General features: G+C 39.9%; 15 protein-coding genes. 10 read left to right on the top strand and 5 right to left on the bottom strand.

The window, feature by feature from the left end:
• The first annotated feature begins 12 nt into the window (after window positions 1-12).
• From I8T81_RS10160 to I8T81_RS10140, 5 genes are read left to right on the top strand one after another with little or no spacing between them, the layout of a single operon-like run.
• Window positions 13-1,032, top strand: a complete 1,020-nt coding sequence (locus tag I8T81_RS10160; protein ID WP_191106449.1) for an alpha-ketoacid dehydrogenase subunit beta — start codon at window positions 13-15, stop codon at window positions 1,030-1,032.
• A 1-nt stretch (window position 1,033) separates the two neighbouring features.
• On the top strand, window positions 1,034-2,569 hold the full coding sequence (locus tag I8T81_RS10155; RefSeq protein WP_198071055.1) for a 2-oxo acid dehydrogenase subunit E2: 1,536 nt from the start codon (window positions 1,034-1,036) through the stop codon (window positions 2,567-2,569).
• 10 nt (window positions 2,570-2,579) lie between these two features.
• On the top strand, window positions 2,580-3,983 hold the full coding sequence (gene lpdA / locus I8T81_RS10150) for a dihydrolipoyl dehydrogenase (protein ID WP_198071054.1): 1,404 nt from the start codon (window positions 2,580-2,582) through the stop codon (window positions 3,981-3,983).
• A gap of 26 nt (window positions 3,984-4,009) precedes the next feature.
• Window positions 4,010-4,795, top strand: coding sequence for an acetoin reductase (locus I8T81_RS10145; RefSeq protein WP_198071053.1), 786 nt, complete (start codon window positions 4,010-4,012; stop codon window positions 4,793-4,795).
• Between the two features lie 29 nt (window positions 4,796-4,824).
• On the top strand, window positions 4,825-5,883 hold the full coding sequence (locus tag I8T81_RS10140) for a 2,3-butanediol dehydrogenase (protein WP_198071051.1): 1,059 nt from the start codon (window positions 4,825-4,827) through the stop codon (window positions 5,881-5,883).
• Between the two features lie 47 nt (window positions 5,884-5,930).
• On the opposite strand, the gene I8T81_RS10135 is transcribed toward I8T81_RS10140, so the two are convergent.
• On the bottom strand, window positions 5,931-6,842 hold the full coding sequence (locus tag I8T81_RS10135) for a bestrophin family protein (protein ID WP_019459084.1): 912 nt from the start codon (window positions 6,840-6,842) through the stop codon (window positions 5,931-5,933).
• Between the two features lie 70 nt (window positions 6,843-6,912).
• Complete coding sequence (locus tag I8T81_RS10130; protein ID WP_198071050.1) at window positions 6,913-8,184, bottom strand: sigma-54 interaction domain-containing protein; 1,272 nt, start codon at window positions 8,182-8,184, stop codon at window positions 6,913-6,915.
• A 191-nt stretch (window positions 8,185-8,375) separates the two neighbouring features.
• Between I8T81_RS10130 and I8T81_RS10125 the strand changes: the two genes are divergently transcribed.
• From I8T81_RS10125 to I8T81_RS10110, 4 genes are all read left to right on the top strand, one after another.
• Entirely contained in the window at window positions 8,376-9,071 is a 696-nt protein-coding gene (locus I8T81_RS10125) for an MBL fold metallo-hydrolase (protein ID WP_198071049.1), read from the top strand.
• Window positions 9,072-9,080: 9 nt separating this feature from the next.
• Window positions 9,081-10,736, top strand: a complete 1,656-nt coding sequence (locus I8T81_RS10120) for a bifunctional protein tyrosine phosphatase family protein/NAD(P)/FAD-dependent oxidoreductase (RefSeq protein WP_198071048.1) — start codon at window positions 9,081-9,083, stop codon at window positions 10,734-10,736.
• A 180-nt stretch (window positions 10,737-10,916) separates the two neighbouring features.
• Entirely contained in the window at window positions 10,917-11,708 is a 792-nt protein-coding gene (locus I8T81_RS10115; protein WP_198071047.1) for a sulfite exporter TauE/SafE family protein, read from the top strand.
• Window positions 11,709-11,817: 109 nt separating this feature from the next.
• The gene (locus tag I8T81_RS10110; protein ID WP_198071046.1) at window positions 11,818-12,822 is read left to right on the top strand and encodes a homoserine dehydrogenase; all 1,005 of its coding nucleotides are present in this window, start codon (window positions 11,818-11,820) and stop codon (window positions 12,820-12,822) included.
• Window positions 12,823-12,851: 29 nt separating this feature from the next.
• On the opposite strand, the gene I8T81_RS10105 is transcribed toward I8T81_RS10110, so the two are convergent.
• Entirely contained in the window at window positions 12,852-13,769 is a 918-nt protein-coding gene (locus I8T81_RS10105) for a DMT family transporter (RefSeq protein ID WP_019459090.1), read from the bottom strand.
• Window positions 13,770-13,935: 166 nt separating this feature from the next.
• Between I8T81_RS10105 and I8T81_RS10100 the strand changes: the two genes are divergently transcribed.
• Window positions 13,936-14,790 carry a helix-turn-helix domain-containing protein gene (locus I8T81_RS10100; RefSeq protein WP_198071045.1) on the top strand — a complete coding sequence of 285 codons (855 nt, stop codon included), beginning with the start codon at window positions 13,936-13,938 and terminating at the stop codon, window positions 14,788-14,790.
• An 18-nt stretch (window positions 14,791-14,808) separates the two neighbouring features.
• Here I8T81_RS10100 and chrA read toward each other — a convergent pair whose 3' ends face one another.
• Together chrA and I8T81_RS10090 are read right to left on the bottom strand one after the other, a co-directional pair.
• Window positions 14,809-16,155 carry a chromate efflux transporter gene (gene chrA / locus I8T81_RS10095; protein WP_151761378.1) on the bottom strand — a complete coding sequence of 449 codons (1,347 nt, stop codon included), beginning with the start codon at window positions 16,153-16,155 and terminating at the stop codon, window positions 14,809-14,811.
• Between the two features lie 181 nt (window positions 16,156-16,336).
• A complete protein-coding gene (locus I8T81_RS10090; RefSeq protein WP_198071044.1) occupies window positions 16,337-17,623 on the bottom strand; it encodes an MFS transporter in 1,287 nt (428 codons plus the stop codon).
• Between the last annotated feature and the right edge of the window lie 64 nt (window positions 17,624-17,687).

The following is a 17,687-nucleotide window of genomic DNA, read 5'->3' as shown; positions in this document are numbered from 1 at the left end:
GGAATAGTAAAGATGCCAAATAAAAGTTTTCGTAATGCAATTAAAGAAGCCATTGAATCAGAAATGCGCCGCGACCCAACCGTATTTGTTGTTGGTGAAGATGTTCGCGGTGGACACGGCGGTAAAAACACTGAAGACAACCAGTTAGAAGGTTTCGGTGGGGTACTTGGCGTAACCAAAGGTTTATGGACAGAATTTGGTTCGGAACGTGTGATAGATACGCCAATTACCGAGTCTGCAATTATTGGTATGGCCGCTGGTGCTGCTGCAACAGGTTTACGTCCTGTTGCTGACTTAATGTTTATGGATTTCTATGGCGTGTGTCATGACATGCTTTATAACCAAGCCGCTAAATTCCGTTATATGTTTGGTGGAAAAGCAAAAGCACCCATGGTTGTACGTGGCATGATTGGCGCAGGTTTTTCTGCGGCAGCCCAGCATTCTCAGTCACCGTATAATGTATTTGCCGCAGTTCCGGGCTTAAAAGTTGTGGTTCCATCTAGCCCATATGATGTGAAAGGGCTGTTAATTCAAGCTATTCGTGATGATGACCCTGTAGTGTTCTGTGAACATAAAATGCTTTATGACATTAAAGGCGAAGTTCCAGATGATGCTTATACCATTCCTTTTGGGGTAGCAAATTACACCCGTGAAGGAACAGACGTGACCATTATTGCTTTAGGTTTGATGGTACATCGCGCTAATGAGGTAGCAGATAAACTAGCAAAAGATGGTATTTCAGTTGAAGTGGTAGACCCTCGCACGATTTCCCCTCTAGATGAAGAAGGAATTTTAGAGTCTGTTGCGTCGACTGGACGAGTTGTTATTGTGGATGAATCAGCAGCACGCTGTGGTTTTGGTCATGATGTTGCTGCACTAGTTGCACAAAAAGGTTTCCACTATTTGAAAGCACCTGTTGAACTCGTAACGCCACCACATACGCCTGTTCCATTCTCTCCAGTTTTAGAAAAAGAATGGATTCCAAGTGTAGAGCGTATTGAGCAAGCTGTGCGAAAAACATTGGAGGCTTAGGATGAGCGAAATTAAAACGCTGGAGATCCCGAAATGGGGATTATCCATGGAAGAAGGTACGATCGCCCAATGGTTGATTAAAGAGGGTGATAGCTTTAATAAGGGCGATGAAATTTGTGAAATTGAAACCACAAAAATCGTCAATGTGTTAGAAGCGCCTTTTGCTGGAACGCTCCGTAAAATTTTAGCAAAAGATGGTGATACTTTACCTGTTGGTGGGCTTATTGCTGTATGTGCTGAAAGTGAAATTTCTGATGCAGAAGTTGAAAAGTTTATCGCATCACTAGGTGGTTCAGCACCTAAAGCCCCGGAAGCACCTTCGGAGCAAAGTAAGGCGGAAACATCTGCACCTGTTGTTGAAAAAACAGAACAACCACAGTCTGTAGCTGCAAGTGCTTCAGCTCCAGTAAAGGCTGCTAAAGGTGACTACGCTGTACCAGAGCCATTACAAGGCTATCAAACATCTGATGATTTGTTTGCAACACCACATGCGTTAAAGCTTGCAGAAAAGCACAATGTAAACTTGGCAAAAGTCACAGGTTCTGGTCGTGAAGAACGTATTAGTGTTCAAGACATCCAGAAAGCTGTACAAGCTGCTGGTGGTCAGTGGCCTGATGTTAAGCAGCAAACTCAAGCTAAAGTAGTTAAATCTAAGGCCGATGATAGCCAAGTTTTAGCGACACCTGTAGCAGGCCGCTTAGCAAAACAATGGGGCATTAACCTAAATGACTGCCGTGTTTCAGGTACTCGTGGTCGGGTCTGTAAAGAAGATGTTGAAGCGGTTTACTATCGTAATAACCCTGCATCGGTAAATGAACAATCTACTCAATGTGCTGTTCAACAACAATCGACCGTTACTACTGTAGCGATGAATGGGATGCGTAAGGCGATTGCTTCACGGCTACAGGCTGCAAAACGTAATGCACCACATTTTCGCTTAGTGGTCGATCTAAACGTAGAAGCTTTGCAAAATTTACGTAAGCAGATTAATGAGACTGTTCCACAAGTGAAACTTTCTATTAATGACATGCTCATTAAGGCAGCAGCAGCGGCGCTGATTAAAGTACCTGAGGTGAATGTTCAATTTGATGAGGCAACTCAATCAATTTTACAGTTCTCTCAAGCGGATATTTCAGTGGCTGTAGCGATTCCAAACGGTTTAATTACACCGATTGTAAAAGCAGCAAATCAGAAGTCTTTAGCACAAATTTCCGATGATATGCGTGATTTGGCAACGCGTGCCAAGACTGGCAAGTTACAGCCTGATGAATTTCAGGGCGGTAGCTTTAGCATTTCAAATTTAGGAATGTTAGGCATTAAACAGTTCGACGCCATTATTAATCCACCGCAAGGTGCAATTATGGCATTAGGTGCTTCTGAATCACGTGCTGTTGTTGAAAATGGCAATGTAGTGGTTCGTGAGATTGTCACAGCGACATTGTCATGTGATCACCGAGTCATTGATGGCGCAGTTGGGGCGAAATTCTTGGCCAGCTTTAAGCAGTTTGTTGAAAACCCTGCTTTAATTTTGGTGTAGGAGAACCCGCATGTCAGAAACTCAATTTGATTTAATTGTGATTGGCGCGGGACCGGGTGGGTATGTGGCTGCAATTCGTGCAGCCCAGCTCGGGTTAAAAACCGCAATTGTAGAAGAGCAACATTTAGGCGGAATTTGTCTAAATTGGGGCTGTATTCCAACTAAAGCTTTGCTTGCAGGGGCTGAGCTTGCAAACCAGTTTAAACATGCCGGACAGTTTGGTTTTCAGGTATCTCAACTCGATTTTGATATTCAAAAGCTTGTGCAACATAGTCGACAAGTGTCAGCTCAGTTAGTACAAGGCATCGACTACCTGCTGAAAAAGAATCATGTGACAGTGCTTAATGGCCGTGCTCAACTTACGGCTAAAGAAAAACTTGAAGTGACAGATGCTCAAGGTAAAAGTCAGGCTTTGAGTGCACCGCATATTATTTTGGCAACTGGAGCTAAAGCTCGACATGTTCCTCAGCTTCCTGTCGATGGAACCTATGTCTGGAGCTATAAAGAGGCTCTTGTTCCAGAGCAGTTACCGAAAAGTTTACTGGTTGTAGGTTCAGGTGCAATTGGTAGTGAGTTTGCGAGCCTTTATCAAGACTTGGGTTGTCAGGTCACGCTTATTGATTTAGCCAAGCAGATTTTACCAACTGAAGATGCGGAAGTTGCTCAATTTGTTAGAAAGCAATTTGAACAAAAAGGCATGAAAGTCTTAACCGATGCTGTTGTTCAAAGTATTCAAATTGAAAATGATCAAGTCCACTGTGTAATTGAAACGGCAAATGACGTTCAAACCCTTGTTTTTGACCGTGTGCTTTCGGCAATTGGTGTACAGCCGAATACCACAGGGTTAGGACTAGAACGTTTAGGTGTAGAACTGAATCCACAAGGTTTTGTGGCAATTGATGACTATTGTAAAACCAATGTAGCAGGGCTTTATGCGATTGGTGACGTGGCTGGAGCACCGTGTCTTGCCCATAAAGCAAGCCATGAAGCCATGATATGTGTCGAGAAAATTGCTGGTGTAGCAAACGTACATTCACTCGATCGTAGCCAGATACCCGGTTGTATTTTTACACATCCACAAGTGGCGAGTATTGGTTTAACGGAAAACGTAGCAAAAGCTCAGAATTTACCTGTACGAATCGGCAAGTTTTCTTTAACTGCAAATGGTAAAGCTTTGGCAATTGGAGATGCGTCAGGTTTTGTGAAAACTATTATTCATGCAGAAACGGGCGAACTGCTTGGTGCACATATGGTAGGCCATGAAGTAACCGAACATATCCAAGGATTTGCTATTGCCAAATACCTAGAAGCAACTGATGAAAGTTTAGCTCAAGTGATTTTCCCGCATCCAACATTATCAGAAGCTATGCATGAATCCATTCTAGCTTCAATGCAACGAGCGATTCATATGTAGAAATTCTGCATTTACAGGAGTTGAACATGGTTAAGGGATTAAAAAATAAAGTCGTTTTAGTGACGGGGGCAGCTCAAGGCATTGGCCGTGGGATTGCCCTGCGCTTGGCGCAAGAAGGGGCACATATTGCATTAGTGGATATGAAACAAGATCGACTGAACGATGTGCAGCAGGAAATTCAGGCTTTAGGTGTAAATGCGAGCACATTTATTGCTGATGTAAGTGACCGAGAGCAAGTGTATGCCGCTATAAATCATGCTGAGCAGACACTTGGCGGGTTTGATGTCATGATTAATAATGCTGGAATTGCACAGGTTCAGGCGATTGCTGATATCACACCTGATGAATTTCAAAAAATTGTTGATATCAATATTGGTGGCGTACTGTGGGGTATTCAGGCGTCTGCTGCAAAATTTAAGCAACGCCAACATAAAGGTAAAATCATTAATGCCTGTTCAATTGCAGGCCATGATGGTTTTGCTTTACTTGGTATTTACTCGGCAACCAAATTTGCGGTACGAGCACTTACGCAAGCTGCGGCAAAAGAATATGCCAGTCATGGTATTACGGTAAATGGATATTGCCCCGGAATTGTCGGAACAGACATGTGGGTTGAAATTGATAAACGTTTTGCTGAAATTACTGGTGCTACTATAGGTGAAACTTATAAAAAGTATGTAGAAGGCATTGCTTTAGGTAGAGCCCAAACACCAGATGATGTGGCTGCATTAGTTGCTTTTCTGGCAAGTGAAGATTCAGACTATATTACGGGTCAATCCATTTTAACGGACGGTGGAATAGTCTATCGCTAAAACAACATCCTGATTTGAGGGAGATAATAATGAAAGCAGCGCGTTTTTATGACAGAGGCGATATTCGTATTGAAGATATCCCTGAACCAGAAGTCACTCCCGGCACTGTAGGCATTAAGGTAGCTTGGTGTGGAATCTGTGGTACAGATTTGCACGAATTTATGGAAGGGCCAATTTTTATTCCACCATGTGGACATCCACATCCTATTTCAGGTGAATCTGCACCGATTACCATGGGCCATGAGTTTTCAGGCGTTGTCTATGCTGTAGGTGAAGGTGTTGATGACATTGAAATTGGTCAGCATGTGGTGGTAGAGCCTTATATTGTGGCCGATGATGTACCGACTGGACCGGGCGATAATTATCATCTTTCCAAAAATATGAACTTTATTGGTTTAGGTGGTCGTGGTGGTGGTTTATCGGAAAAAATTGCGGTTAAACGCCGTTGGGTACACCCAATTTCCAATAAAATTCCACTGGATCAGGCAGCCTTAATTGAACCGTTATCGGTAGGTCATCATGCTTACGTACGTAGTGGTGCAAAGTCTGGTGATATTGCACTGGTTGGCGGTGCTGGGCCAATTGGTTTATTGCTTTCGGCAATTTTAAAAGCGAAAGGTCTTAAGGTCATCATTACTGAGCTCAGTGCAAAACGTAAAGAAAAGGCCAAAGAGTCGGGAGTCGCAGATTATATTTTAGACCCGTCAGAAGTTGATGTTGTTTCTGAGGTCATGAAAATCACGAATGGCGATGGCGTCGATGTCGCGTTTGAATGTAGTAGCGTTAACAAAGTTTTAGATACTTTGGTTGCAGCAGTCAAACCAACAGGCGTTATCGTTATTGTTTCCATTTGGAGCCACCCAGCATCAATTAATGTGCATAGTGTAGTAATGAAAGAGCTTGATGTACTAGGCACTATTGCCTATGTAAATGACCATCAAGAAACGATTAAACTGGTTGAAGAAGGTAAAATAAATCTTGAACCTTTTATTACGCAGCGTATTCAACTGGATGATTTGATTTCACAAGGTTTTGAAACCTTAATTCATAATAATGAGTCGGCAGTTAAGATTATTGTACAACCCTAAATAGAAACTTAAACATGTAAAAAAGAGCGAATCATCGCTCTTTTTTATTAAAGTAAATTGTTGTTTTTGGCTTCAATAATAGGAGGTAATGGCTGTCCTAAAGAGCTTAGAGACTCACGTTCAATCAAACGTACAATAGAATCGAGCGGTAAATCATTTTCTTGCAAACCAAAAGGTTCTTCAATTTGAGCACTTAAAGCATCTAGCCCTAAAAACATATAAGCGATTAAGCCAACAATAAGCGGTGTCCAAATACCTAAAGCTGCTTCAAGGCTAAACGGTAATATGAAACAGAAACAATAAACAGCGCGATGTAAAAGTACAGAATAAGAGTAGGGTAAAGGTGTACCAGCAATACGGTCACAACCCGCTTGAATATTGCCTAACTCAATAATATGTCGATTTAGCGTGCTATAGATAATGTCACTAATTTCGCCGTCTTTTAGTATTTTAACTAAATCTTTTTGAATGTTTTCGAGTACAAACTGCGGTGCATTAATATGATCATTTAAATAATCGAGTGAAGAGTTATTTAAATAAGCATGTTCAAGAAATTTGGTCGGCTCAGCGGTTTGCTGGCGCAGTCGATCACGTAGTAAATTACTAAAAATTAAGACCTGATGAATTAAATGTTCACGTTGTTCATTGTTAAGAACGTGACTATCTCTAACAATATGTCTGGCATTAGCAATTAATGCACCCCAAAGTTTGCGGCCTTCCCACCAACGGTCATAACAGGCGTTATTTCTAAAACCCGTACAAATGGAAAGAATCACACCAAAGATTGTAAATCCAATTGCGGGTACAGTAGGAATTTGAATCCAATGATAATAAGAAAGCCAAACTACACATGCTGAAATAAATACAACAAAACTCAATGCTGGCAAGACCTTGGGTAGAACAGTTCCTTTCCATGCAAATAAGAGTTTAAAAACGTTGCTTTTATCGCGAACAATCATAGAAAGCCTTTGAATTTAATGGATCTAACCAACTGCAATATGATACGCCTTAGATTCAACAAATACCTAGCTAAAGCTTATGTTTTTGTCTATAACGCCAAAGCGTTGTACGGCTAATACCAAAAATATTAGCAACCATATTTAGGTTATGGTCATATTTTTCTAAAGCAGCTTGTACATTTTCAGGGGTAAGTTCATTATTTGTCTCAGGCAATTTAACGTAATCTTCGGCATTTAAGAGTTCATTTGGTAAGTCTTCGACTTCAATTTCATCCTTACCATTTGCCATGGTTAATGCATAAAGCAATGTATTTTTAAGCTCACGAACATTTCCAGGCCAGTCATAGTTTAGCAAAATCTGCATAGCTTTTTGATTGACGAGATGAGGCATTGTGTCTAGTTGAGTTGAGCTTTCTTTTAAAATTTGATCAACAATAAGAGGAATATCGACTTTCCGCTCTCTGAGTGGCGGTATAAAAATTGGAATTACGCGTAAACGGTAGAGCAAATCATGACGGAAACGCCCAGCTTTGGCTTCTTCGCGTAAAGCTTTATGTGTTGCGGTAATAATTCGGACATTGGCTTGAATCGGTTTTTCACCACCTACAGGAGTAAATTCACCTGTTTCTAACACCCGTAATAATTTAGCTTGAAGCTCTAAAGGAATCTCGGCAATTTCATCCAAAAACAGTGTTCCGCCTGCGGCACGTTCAAATACACCTTTATGGTCGCGAATTGCTCCCGTAAAAGCACCTTTCACATGCCCAAATAGTTCACTTTCTAAAATATTAGAATTTAAAGCTGCACAGTTAATCGCTACAAAAATCTTATTTTTACGCTGGCTATAATCATGAATTGCTTTTGCCACTAGCTCTTTACCACTACCAGATTCGCCGCGAACGAGCACAGGAAACTCAGTAATTGCTACTCTTTGAATGATTGAAAACATACGGGTCATTTCAGGCGAACAGCTATTAAAAACTTTAGCCAAGTCTTGCAATTGTTCTGTGAGCTCTACTTCATCAGCAATATCATTCTCTATGCTAACGGGCTGTAGGATATGCAACTTCCCGATAATTCGATGCTCTGCAATGTAAATATCATTTTCCTGATAGATAAATCGCTTTCTCATTTTAGGAGTATTAACTTCGAGATATTGATTGTGATGGTCTTGAGTAAGCGCTGCCATGCTTTCAACAGAAATGTCATCTGTATTAAATTTATAGTGAATTGCTTGAGTCGTTGTGTCTGCTAAAAACAGACTCGCATTTGGGAATAAAGCTTTTAATTGCTCAAATAAAATAAAAAAATCTTGTTCTGACTCAAAATTTAACTTTGCCATTGTCTATGTTTCATAATTGTTTCATTGAAACATACTTGAGTTTCAAAGGAACATCAAGCTGAGTTTATTTTCTAACTTTAATTTTACCTATTATTTTAAATATTTGATTTTTATATTTATTATTTAATTTTAAATAATTGGCACCTTATTTGCAAAATATAGGAAAGAAATAAATTATTGGGGTATAAATCATGTTCTTTAAGCAGTTTTTTGAGCAGGAAAGTTCGACTTATACATATATGCTTGGGTGTGAAGAAACACGAGAGGTTGTTTTAATTGACCCAGTCGCATCAGATATAGAGATTTATACAAAAGAATTAGAGCAGCATCAATTTACGCTCATCTATACCTTAGATACCCATGTTCATGCAGACCATATTACTGCTGCGAATTTGCTTCGTGAACGTTTTCATTGCAAATCAGTTTTACATCGAAACTCAGATGTGAGTTGCGGAGATATTTTAATTACAGATGGTTGCATGCTTAAAGTCGGCAACCTCAGTATTGAAGCACGTTATACACCAGGTCATACCAATGCTTGTACGAGTTATTTGGTTGAAAACATGGTTTTCACTGGTGATGCATTATTAATTGATGGATGTGGTCGAACTGACTTCCAACAAGGTAATGCAGGCACACTTTATGACAGTATTCATAAGCAACTTTTCAGCCTACCTGACGACACTATTGTGTATCCGGGACATGACTATAAGGGTCGTTTGTCTTCAACGATTGGTTATGAACGTTTAAAAAATTCACGTTTAGGTCAGAATCGCTCACGAGAAGATTTTATTAAATTGATGAATAATTTAAATCTGCCATATCCAAAACAAATCGATAAAGCGCTACCTGCCAATCAGGCCTGTGGCTCAACTTCACAATCATAAGGTGGCGATATGGAACTTAAACGAGTTAATCAAGAATTTTATGTTGCTCCTCAAATCACCGCTGATGATGTCGCAAAAATTGCAGATCAGGGGGTAAAAACACTCATATGTAACCGCCCAGATGGAGAAGGTGCAGACCAACCTAATGTGATTGAAATTGAAGAAGCAGCTCAGCGACATAGCCTAAACGTAATCTATCAGCCTGTTACCAGTGGTAAAATTACCGATCAACAAGTTACCGAGTTTAAGCAGCTTTATCAGAATGCTCAGAAGCCCGTTTTAGCATATTGTCGCTCTGGTATGCGTGCAATCAGTTTGTGGGCTTTGGCTGAAGTTGAACCAAAAGATACAGCGCTGTTAGTAGAATCGGGTAACAAACTTGGTTTTAACTTAAAAGGCTTAGTGCCACGTATTTTAAAACGTGATCATGAACCAGCGACAATTCCTTGTTATAGCGTTGTTATTGTAGGAGCTGGAGCAGCAGGAATTTCTGTAGCATCTAGTCTTTTATGTCGTGAACCTAATTTAGATATTGTCATTATTGATCCGGCAGATACACATTATTATCAACCGGGCTGGACCATGGTTGGTGGTGGTATTTTTAAACCACAAATCACTGCACGCTCAATGGCAAGTGTGATTCCTTCAAAAGTAAAATGGATGAAAGCAGCAGTTGCCGGATTCGACCCTGAGCATAATCAGATTATTTTGGAAGGATGCCAACCGATTCAATATAAAGCGTTGATCGTCTGTCCTGGTTTAAAACTCAATTGGCATGGCATTGAAGGTTTAGTCGAAACCTTAGGAAAAAATGGGGTGACGTCTAACTATCGCTATGACTTAGCGCCCTATACATGGGAATTGGTACAACAGCTAAACAGTGGAAAGGCAATCTTTACCCAGCCGCCTATGCCGATTAAATGTGCCGGTGCTCCTCAAAAAGCGATGTACCTTTCTGCTGATTACTGGTTAAAGCAAGGCAAACTTAAAGATATCTCTATTCATTTTTATAACACTGGCGCTGTTTTATTTGGTGTGAAGGAATATGTTCCTGCACTAATGCAATATGTCGAAAAATATGGCTCTGAACTGCACTTTAACCATCAACTTGTCAAAGTAGATGGACCTGCAAAAAAAGCATGGTTTAAGGTAGTGAATGATGAAAATGCAGCATTGGTCGAGACTGATTTCGATATGTTGCATGTTGTTCCACCACAACAAGCGCCTGATTTTATTCGTGCCAGTACACTCACTGATGAATCAGGCTGGGTGAGTGCGAATCCTCAAACCTTACAACACACACAGCATGCCAATATTTTTGCTTTAGGCGATGTGATGAATGCACCTAATGCCAAAACGGCTGCGGCGGCACGGGCACAAGCTCCGATCGTTGCGGTAAATGTACTAGCACAATTGAAAGGTGAGCAAAACTTCTGCGAGTACAACGGCTATGGTTCATGTCCACTCACTGTCGAGCGTGGAAAAATCGTTCTGGCTGAGTTTGGTTACGGCGGTAAGCTTCTTCCAAGTTTTCCAAAATGGGTAATTGATGGGCAAAAACCATCTCGTTTGGCATGGCTGCTTAAAGAGCAGATTTTACCTCCGATTTACTGGCAAGGCATGCTCAAAGGCCGCGAATGGATGGTCAAACCTGAGCGAGGTTAAGCAAAGCAAAGCTTTGTACGAGCGCAAGGCGAAAGCTGTGCTTGAGCGAAAGAGGATAAGTAAAGATTAATAATCTTTACCGCTGAGAAGCGGTTAAAGCTTCGCAAGAAGACGAGATCTATTCACTCATTAACCAGCAGTCTACTGCAAATAATGTATATGCAATTTTAGGCTTTTGATATGTTATTACTTGTCGTTGAAGGCATCGTGATTGGCTTTTTACTCGGTCTGACTGGTGCAGGTGGTGGCATTCTTGCTGTACCTGCGCTCATGACTAGTCAAGGCTGGAGTGTGGCGCAAGCTGCGCCGATTGGGTTATTGGCAGTTGCGCTATCTACTCTCATTGGAACCATTGAAGGCTTATTTAAAAAGATTGTGCGTTATCGCGCTGCTATTTGGATTGCCTTAATTGGTGCCCCTATGGCACATATCGGAATTTTAATAGCCAACGCGATTTCACCTGTTTGGCTCATGTTAGTGTTTAGCTTAGTCATGTTTACAGTAGGTTATCGACTTATTAGTAACCGAGTATCAGACTTTCATAACCCGCCGTGTCAGGTCAACCCAAGTACGGGACGCTTTATCTGGAATTTTAAAACGGGAAGCGTTCTTGCCAGCATCGGAATTATTGCGGGGCTTTTAACTGGTATGTTAGGGGTTGGTGGCGGCTTTATAATTGTGCCAGCGCTTAGAAAAGTCACAAATTTGGATATGCATAGCATTGTTGCAACTTCACTTATGATTATTTTTCTCATTAGTGGAATGAGTATTGTGATGCATATTGCAGAGGGTTTTCACTATCCAGTAGTAATCACTAGTGCGTTTGCGCTCGCATGTGCATTCGGTATGTTATTAGGGCGCAGAGCTATTCGTTTTATTCCGTCTGCAATTGTGCAAAAAGTCTTTGCTTTAATGGTTTTTGCTGTCGCAATTTATATGGTCATTAAGATAGTTAATCTAACAAGTATCTAAGTGATATAGTATTTTAACTATCTCTATAGTTAGCAATTTCCCAAAGACGAGATGTTAAAATTCTCTTTGGAAATTTGATTTAAACCATATAAATTTTTGAGAAAGCGATATGAAGCAAGTTAACGTGGCAATTTGTGGTTTTGGACGGATTGGGCAACAAATTGCAGAGCTTCTTTTAAATCGATCGACATACTATAAACAAAAATATCAAATTGATGCTCGCTTAGTAGGAGTATGCAACTCATCATCAGGTTTAATTGATCAAGATGGTTTACAAGTTGCAAAGTGGTTAGATAAAACACAATATCAAGCAGGCTTAACTGAGCAAAGGTTTTTAGAACAGGTTCAGGCGGATGTCATTATTGAGACAGGGCCAAGTGACTATGTGACAGGTGGAAAGGGCCTATTTTATTTAAATTATGCTTTAACACATAGCATGAATGCGATAGCAGTATCTAAAGGTGCTTTAGTCGTAGAGGGTAAAAAATTAATTAACTTGGCACATCAACATAATAAAAAATTATTTTTTAGCGGTGCGACGGCTGCGGCTTTACCGACTGTTGATTTGTTTGAATATAACTTAGCAGGCTGTCAGATTTTAGAGATAGAAGGTGTTTTTACTGGCACTACAAATTTTATTCTAAATGATATGTTGCAACATGAATGTGCATTTGCAGAATCTCTTGAAAAAGCTCGAGCAAAAGGTATTGCAGAGCCTGACAGTTCTTTCGATGTAGATGGATGGGATACCGCTGCAAAAATTACAATACTAGCCAATACTGTTTTGGGAGCTGATATAAAAATTAAAGATATTCCAAGACAAGGAATCAGTCATGTAACTGCCGATCATATACGTGATTGGAAAAATGAAAATCTAACTCCTCGTTTGGTTGGTTTTATTCATATTAAAAATCAGCAAATTCAAACGGGTGTTGAATTAAGACTAGTTGCAGCAAATCATCCTTTTGCTCATTTGCAAGGTTCTAATAAATGCATACGAGTGTTAACGCAAGAGATGGGTGAGTTTGTGGTCAGTGGAGGGGCATCTGCGCCTTTAGCTACAGCAGCTGCAGCTTTAAAAGATTTCGAGTTATTGCTAAAAACGGGCTGTTAAAATTAATTATGATTTATAAAAAAGCAGGCTTAGGCCTGCTTCTCACAACTTTTTTGACTATTAAATAACTTTTTTCCAATTTCTAACTTACTAAACATTAAGTAATTGCCAAGTAAAATTAATAAAATTCCAAGTACAGCATTTAAAGTCCACTCATATCCTTCAAAGAAAGTAGAAACTGTTAAAGCAACTAAAGGGAAGAGCAACGTGCTATAAGCTGCTTTGGCTGCGCCAATTCGTCCAACCAGAGAAAAATAAGCAGAGAACCCAATAACTGTACCAAATACAGCCAAGTAAAGTACCGAACTTAAAAATGGGAAATTCATCGGTGGCATTAAATCTTGTCCTGTAAATAAAGCTAGACTTAACATCACCAATGCACCATAAGTCATGGCATAACAGTTTGTTGAAAAGATATTTAGACCACGTTTTTGGTGTCTAACACTAATCATATTTCCTAAAGAAAAACCGTAAGTGCCTATTGCACATAGCCCAATACCCATTAATAACTGCGCATTAAACTGACTATTAATGAGGTCATGCCAAAACAGTAGAACAATACCACTTAGACCCAAAAGTGCAGCTGGCGCAAAGTTTGGAGAAGGTTTCTGTTTAAAAAAGATAAGCGCATTAATGGCATTAAAGAAAACTGCCATTGAAAAAATGACAGACTCTAAACCGCTATTTACATATTTAACTGCAGTATAAAAACAAATAAAGTTTAGGCCGAAAACACAGAGTCCTTGTAGCATACAAAACAAGTGATCTTTTAAAGCAATTCGCTGTAATTTTCCTGAAAATAGTAAAACAACCCACAGTAATAAGGCTGAAATGGCAAAACGCCATAAAATTGCGACAACGGGTGTTGCATAGTGGCTTTGAACGGCAATTCCAATCCATGTTGTTCCCCAAATCAACACCACCGCAACATAGAGTAAAATATTCATAACTTCATCCTCGATTACCAAGCTTAAGTATCTAGGAATGCTTCATTTTTCACGTATATATTCTTGTGTTATACATGCAAGATCTTGCGTTTTTTATAGATCTAAACTAGCTGAATTTTGCTGAATATGGTTAACTTAAGATCAATGATATTCGTTTTAATTTTGCATGGCCTATCAAACTTTAGAACAGCTACAGCAATCTAAAGCCAAGCTTCACGAAACTGTGGTGCTTGATGAAAATATGCAACTTGCATTTTGGTCTAATCAGCAAGATCGTGTAAGTGTCTGTAGCGACCACCATACTTTAAGTCTCTATATTCAAGATGGCTATGAAAGCTATCAAAAAACCCCTGCGGGCTGGAAAAACGGCGGTGGGCCGGGGCGTTTTTGTTTGTTGCCTGAACATCAGGAATCAACTTGGGACATACGTGGTGGGCTTAAATTCGTTCACTTGTATTATACCGACCAACATTTACGTGATGTTGCCGAAAAAATATGGGACAAAGAGCCGAATCAAATTCAACTAAACGAAGTTGCATTTAGTGATGATGAACGGATTCGAGCACTTTATCAGTTCTTCTTACTAGATTGTGATTGGCAAGATTCTTCAAACCATTTACAAATGAGTACAACAGCAAGTTTGTTGTTGAATCATTTAATTCGAAGATACAGTAGTGTTCAATGGCAACAGCCTGCCATTAAAGGCGGACTGGCACCTCATAAACTCAAATATATTCAAGAATGGATTGAAGATCATCTAGGTCAGGCGCTCGCTTTGTCAGACTTGGCAAATGTTGTGAATTTAAGCGAATACCATTTTGCTCATATGTTTAAACAGTCCATGAATATGGCGCCTCACCAATATGTCATGCAAAGACGTTTAACTAAGGCAAAAGGGCTAATTCAGTCATCTAAGCTTTCTTTACAAGATATTGCCCTAGTTTGTGGGTTTAGTTCAGCGAGTCATTTAAGCCATCGCTTTAAACAGTTTTATGGCATGAGTCCTTCACAATTACGTTAAAAGACCCATGACTCATTTTTATAAAAGATAAATACCTAAACCAATTAGTGCTGATGCAAAAATGACATAGAGTACATTAATGTTAAAGCGGAATAAGGCAATAAATGCAGCCACAGTAATGATCGCCGAGATAACATCAAAGTGACCGGAAAAACCGTGTGGCCATAGCACGTGATAACTAAAAAATAATGCTAGATTTAAAATGACACCGACCACAGCCGCGGTAATCGCAGTGAGTGGTGCCGTAAACTTTATTTCATTATGAGTAGATTCAATAAAAGGGCCACCTGCAAAAATAAATACAAATGAAAAGAGAAAGGTAAACCAAGTCACAATGACAGCGCCGAGTGCTCCAGCAAAAAATAGATGTTCAGGCCCAAGTAATGAATGATTAACGCCTCCTAAAAAACCAACAAAGGCAACGACCATAATCAGTGGACCGGGGGTAGTTTCACCTAAAGCTAAACCATCAATCATTTGCGTAGGTGAAAGCCAGCCAAAATGATTTACAGCTCCTTGATAGACGTAAGGTAAAACTGCGTAAGCACCCCCAAACGTGAGCAAAGCAGCTTTAGTGAAAAACCACGCCATTTGCGTATAAGAATGATGCCATCCAAAATATGCGCCTAAAGCTAAAATTGGCAATAACCATAAAGCGATTGCCACAAAAATAAGTTTAGCTAATCGTGACCAATGGAATTTAGCATGCTCTGGTGTCGGGGTATCATCATCAATAAATGCCGTGCCATAATCTTTCTGACTAGTTTTATGTCCAGCTGCTGAGGAAAGTAGCTCAGGGTACTTTTTACTTACTAAATAACCTGCAATGCCTGCAGATAAAACAATAAGTGGGAAAGGAAGCTTTAAGACAAAAATGGCAAGAAACGCAGCAATTGCGACGAACCATAAAAATTTATTTTTAAGCGAACGGCTACCTATACGGTATGTTGCATGAAAGACAATTGCGGTGACGGCAGGCTTTATCCCGTAAAAAATACCTGCAATAACCGGAACATCTCCAAATTTTATGTAGACCCAAGACAGCCCAATTAAAATAAATAAAGACGGTAGTACAAATAGAATGCCTGCGACTAATCCTCCCGCAGTTCTGTGCATAAGCCAACCAATGTAGGTCGCTAATTGCTGCGCTTCAGGGCCGGGTAACAGCATGCAGTAGTTAAGTGCATGGAGAAATCTTTTTTCAGATATCCAGCGCTTTTGTTCAACGAGTTCCTGATGCATCACAGCGATTTGTCCAGCTGGCCCGCCAAAGCTAATAAAGCCAAGCTTGAGCCAAAATAAAAAGGCTTGCCAGAAGGTGACTTGAATAATACTTTCAGGTAAAGGGGATTTTTCGTTTTCCATTTTTATCCCATCAAAAAATTGATTTATATTGATCAGCAGCATCAAACTTAAAATTGCTAATGAATTAAGCAGGTGCGTTGTACTATGTAGTTATAAGATACAGAACAAAAATGAATTTCTTATTATTTTAAAAAGATATTCTTCTAAAAAAAGCTCTAGAAGAATATCTAACTTTTAGTTTTTAGTGATCATGTTCTAAATAATCTGGATTTTTCGGAAGCGCAAGGCTACATAAGAAACAGATAATCAGCATGACAATCACGTAAATAAAGAAAGTATTTTCAATTCCAGCAGCTTTGAACTGTAAGGCAACTGAAGGTGCAGAACCACCAAACAGCGCATTACCTACTGCATACGAAAAACCTACGCCTAAAGCTCGTACATGAGGTGGGAACATTTCAGCTTTTACCAAACCACTAATAGAGGTATAGAAACTGAGTAACATCATCATAAAGATGAGTAGCAGGGCAATAATAATCGGAGAGTCAATATTGGCTCGCATCCCGACCACCATGACTGGATAGATAAATATGGCGGACAATAAGCTAAATGCCAACATTGAAGAGCGGCGCCCAATACGATCGGATATTGCACCAAATACAGGTTGAGCACACATATAGACAAATAGCGCGAAGGTCATGATATAACCAACGGTTTTTCCATCCATCCCTAAATTGGTCAAATAAGTTTTTGAATAAACAGTTTCTACATAAAACGTTAATGAACCAGCAGAAGTGTATCCGACCACCAATAAAAAGGTTTTCCAATGCTTTTTAAAGAGTTCTCTTAAGCTACCAGACTCTTTACGCTCACTATCTTGATGAGAAAGTGTTTCTTCTATACGACTACGAGCAAGTAAAGATAAAATTGCCGCGATACCACCAATCACAAATGGAATACGCCAACCGCCGTCATGTAATTGTTGCTCACTTAAAAATGCCAACAAAATAACGCCAAGTAAGCTTGCGAGTAACTGACCACCAGAGAGGGTGACATACTGGAAAGATGAGTAAAAACCACGCTGACCTTTTAAGCCTAGTTCACTCATGTAAGTTGCAACTGCACCATACTCGCCACCCACAGATAAGCCTTGAAGTAATCGCACTACAAGTAAAAGAAAGGGTGCAAATAAACCAACTTGGTCATAAGTTGGCAAAGCTGCAAACAAAAATGAGCTTAGGGCCATCAGACAGATTGAGATAATCATCGACTTTTTTCGACCATGTCGGTCTGCGATGCGTCCAAATACCCAACTACCGATCGGACGCATAAAGAAACTTGCAGCAAACACACCCCAAACATAAATAGACTTAGTCGTACTATCCATATCTGGTGCGGTTAGGGCTTGAGTAAAGTAGGCAGCAAATACTGCATAGATATAAAAGTCGAACCATTCAACTAAATTACCAGAGGCTGCGCCTACAATCCCACGTATCCGGCTACGTTTTTCTTCCTGAGTATATGTCATATTTATTCCATCGTTTTGTAGACAAAAACTAGGAATTTTTTAGGTATGCTATACAGAAAATAGA

Source organism: Acinetobacter seifertii (assembly GCF_016064815.1).
Lineage (GTDB): Bacteria > Pseudomonadota > Gammaproteobacteria > Pseudomonadales > Moraxellaceae > Acinetobacter > Acinetobacter seifertii.
The sequence above is the reverse complement of the archived record's forward strand: the minus strand, read 5'-3'. Positions and strand labels throughout refer to the sequence as shown.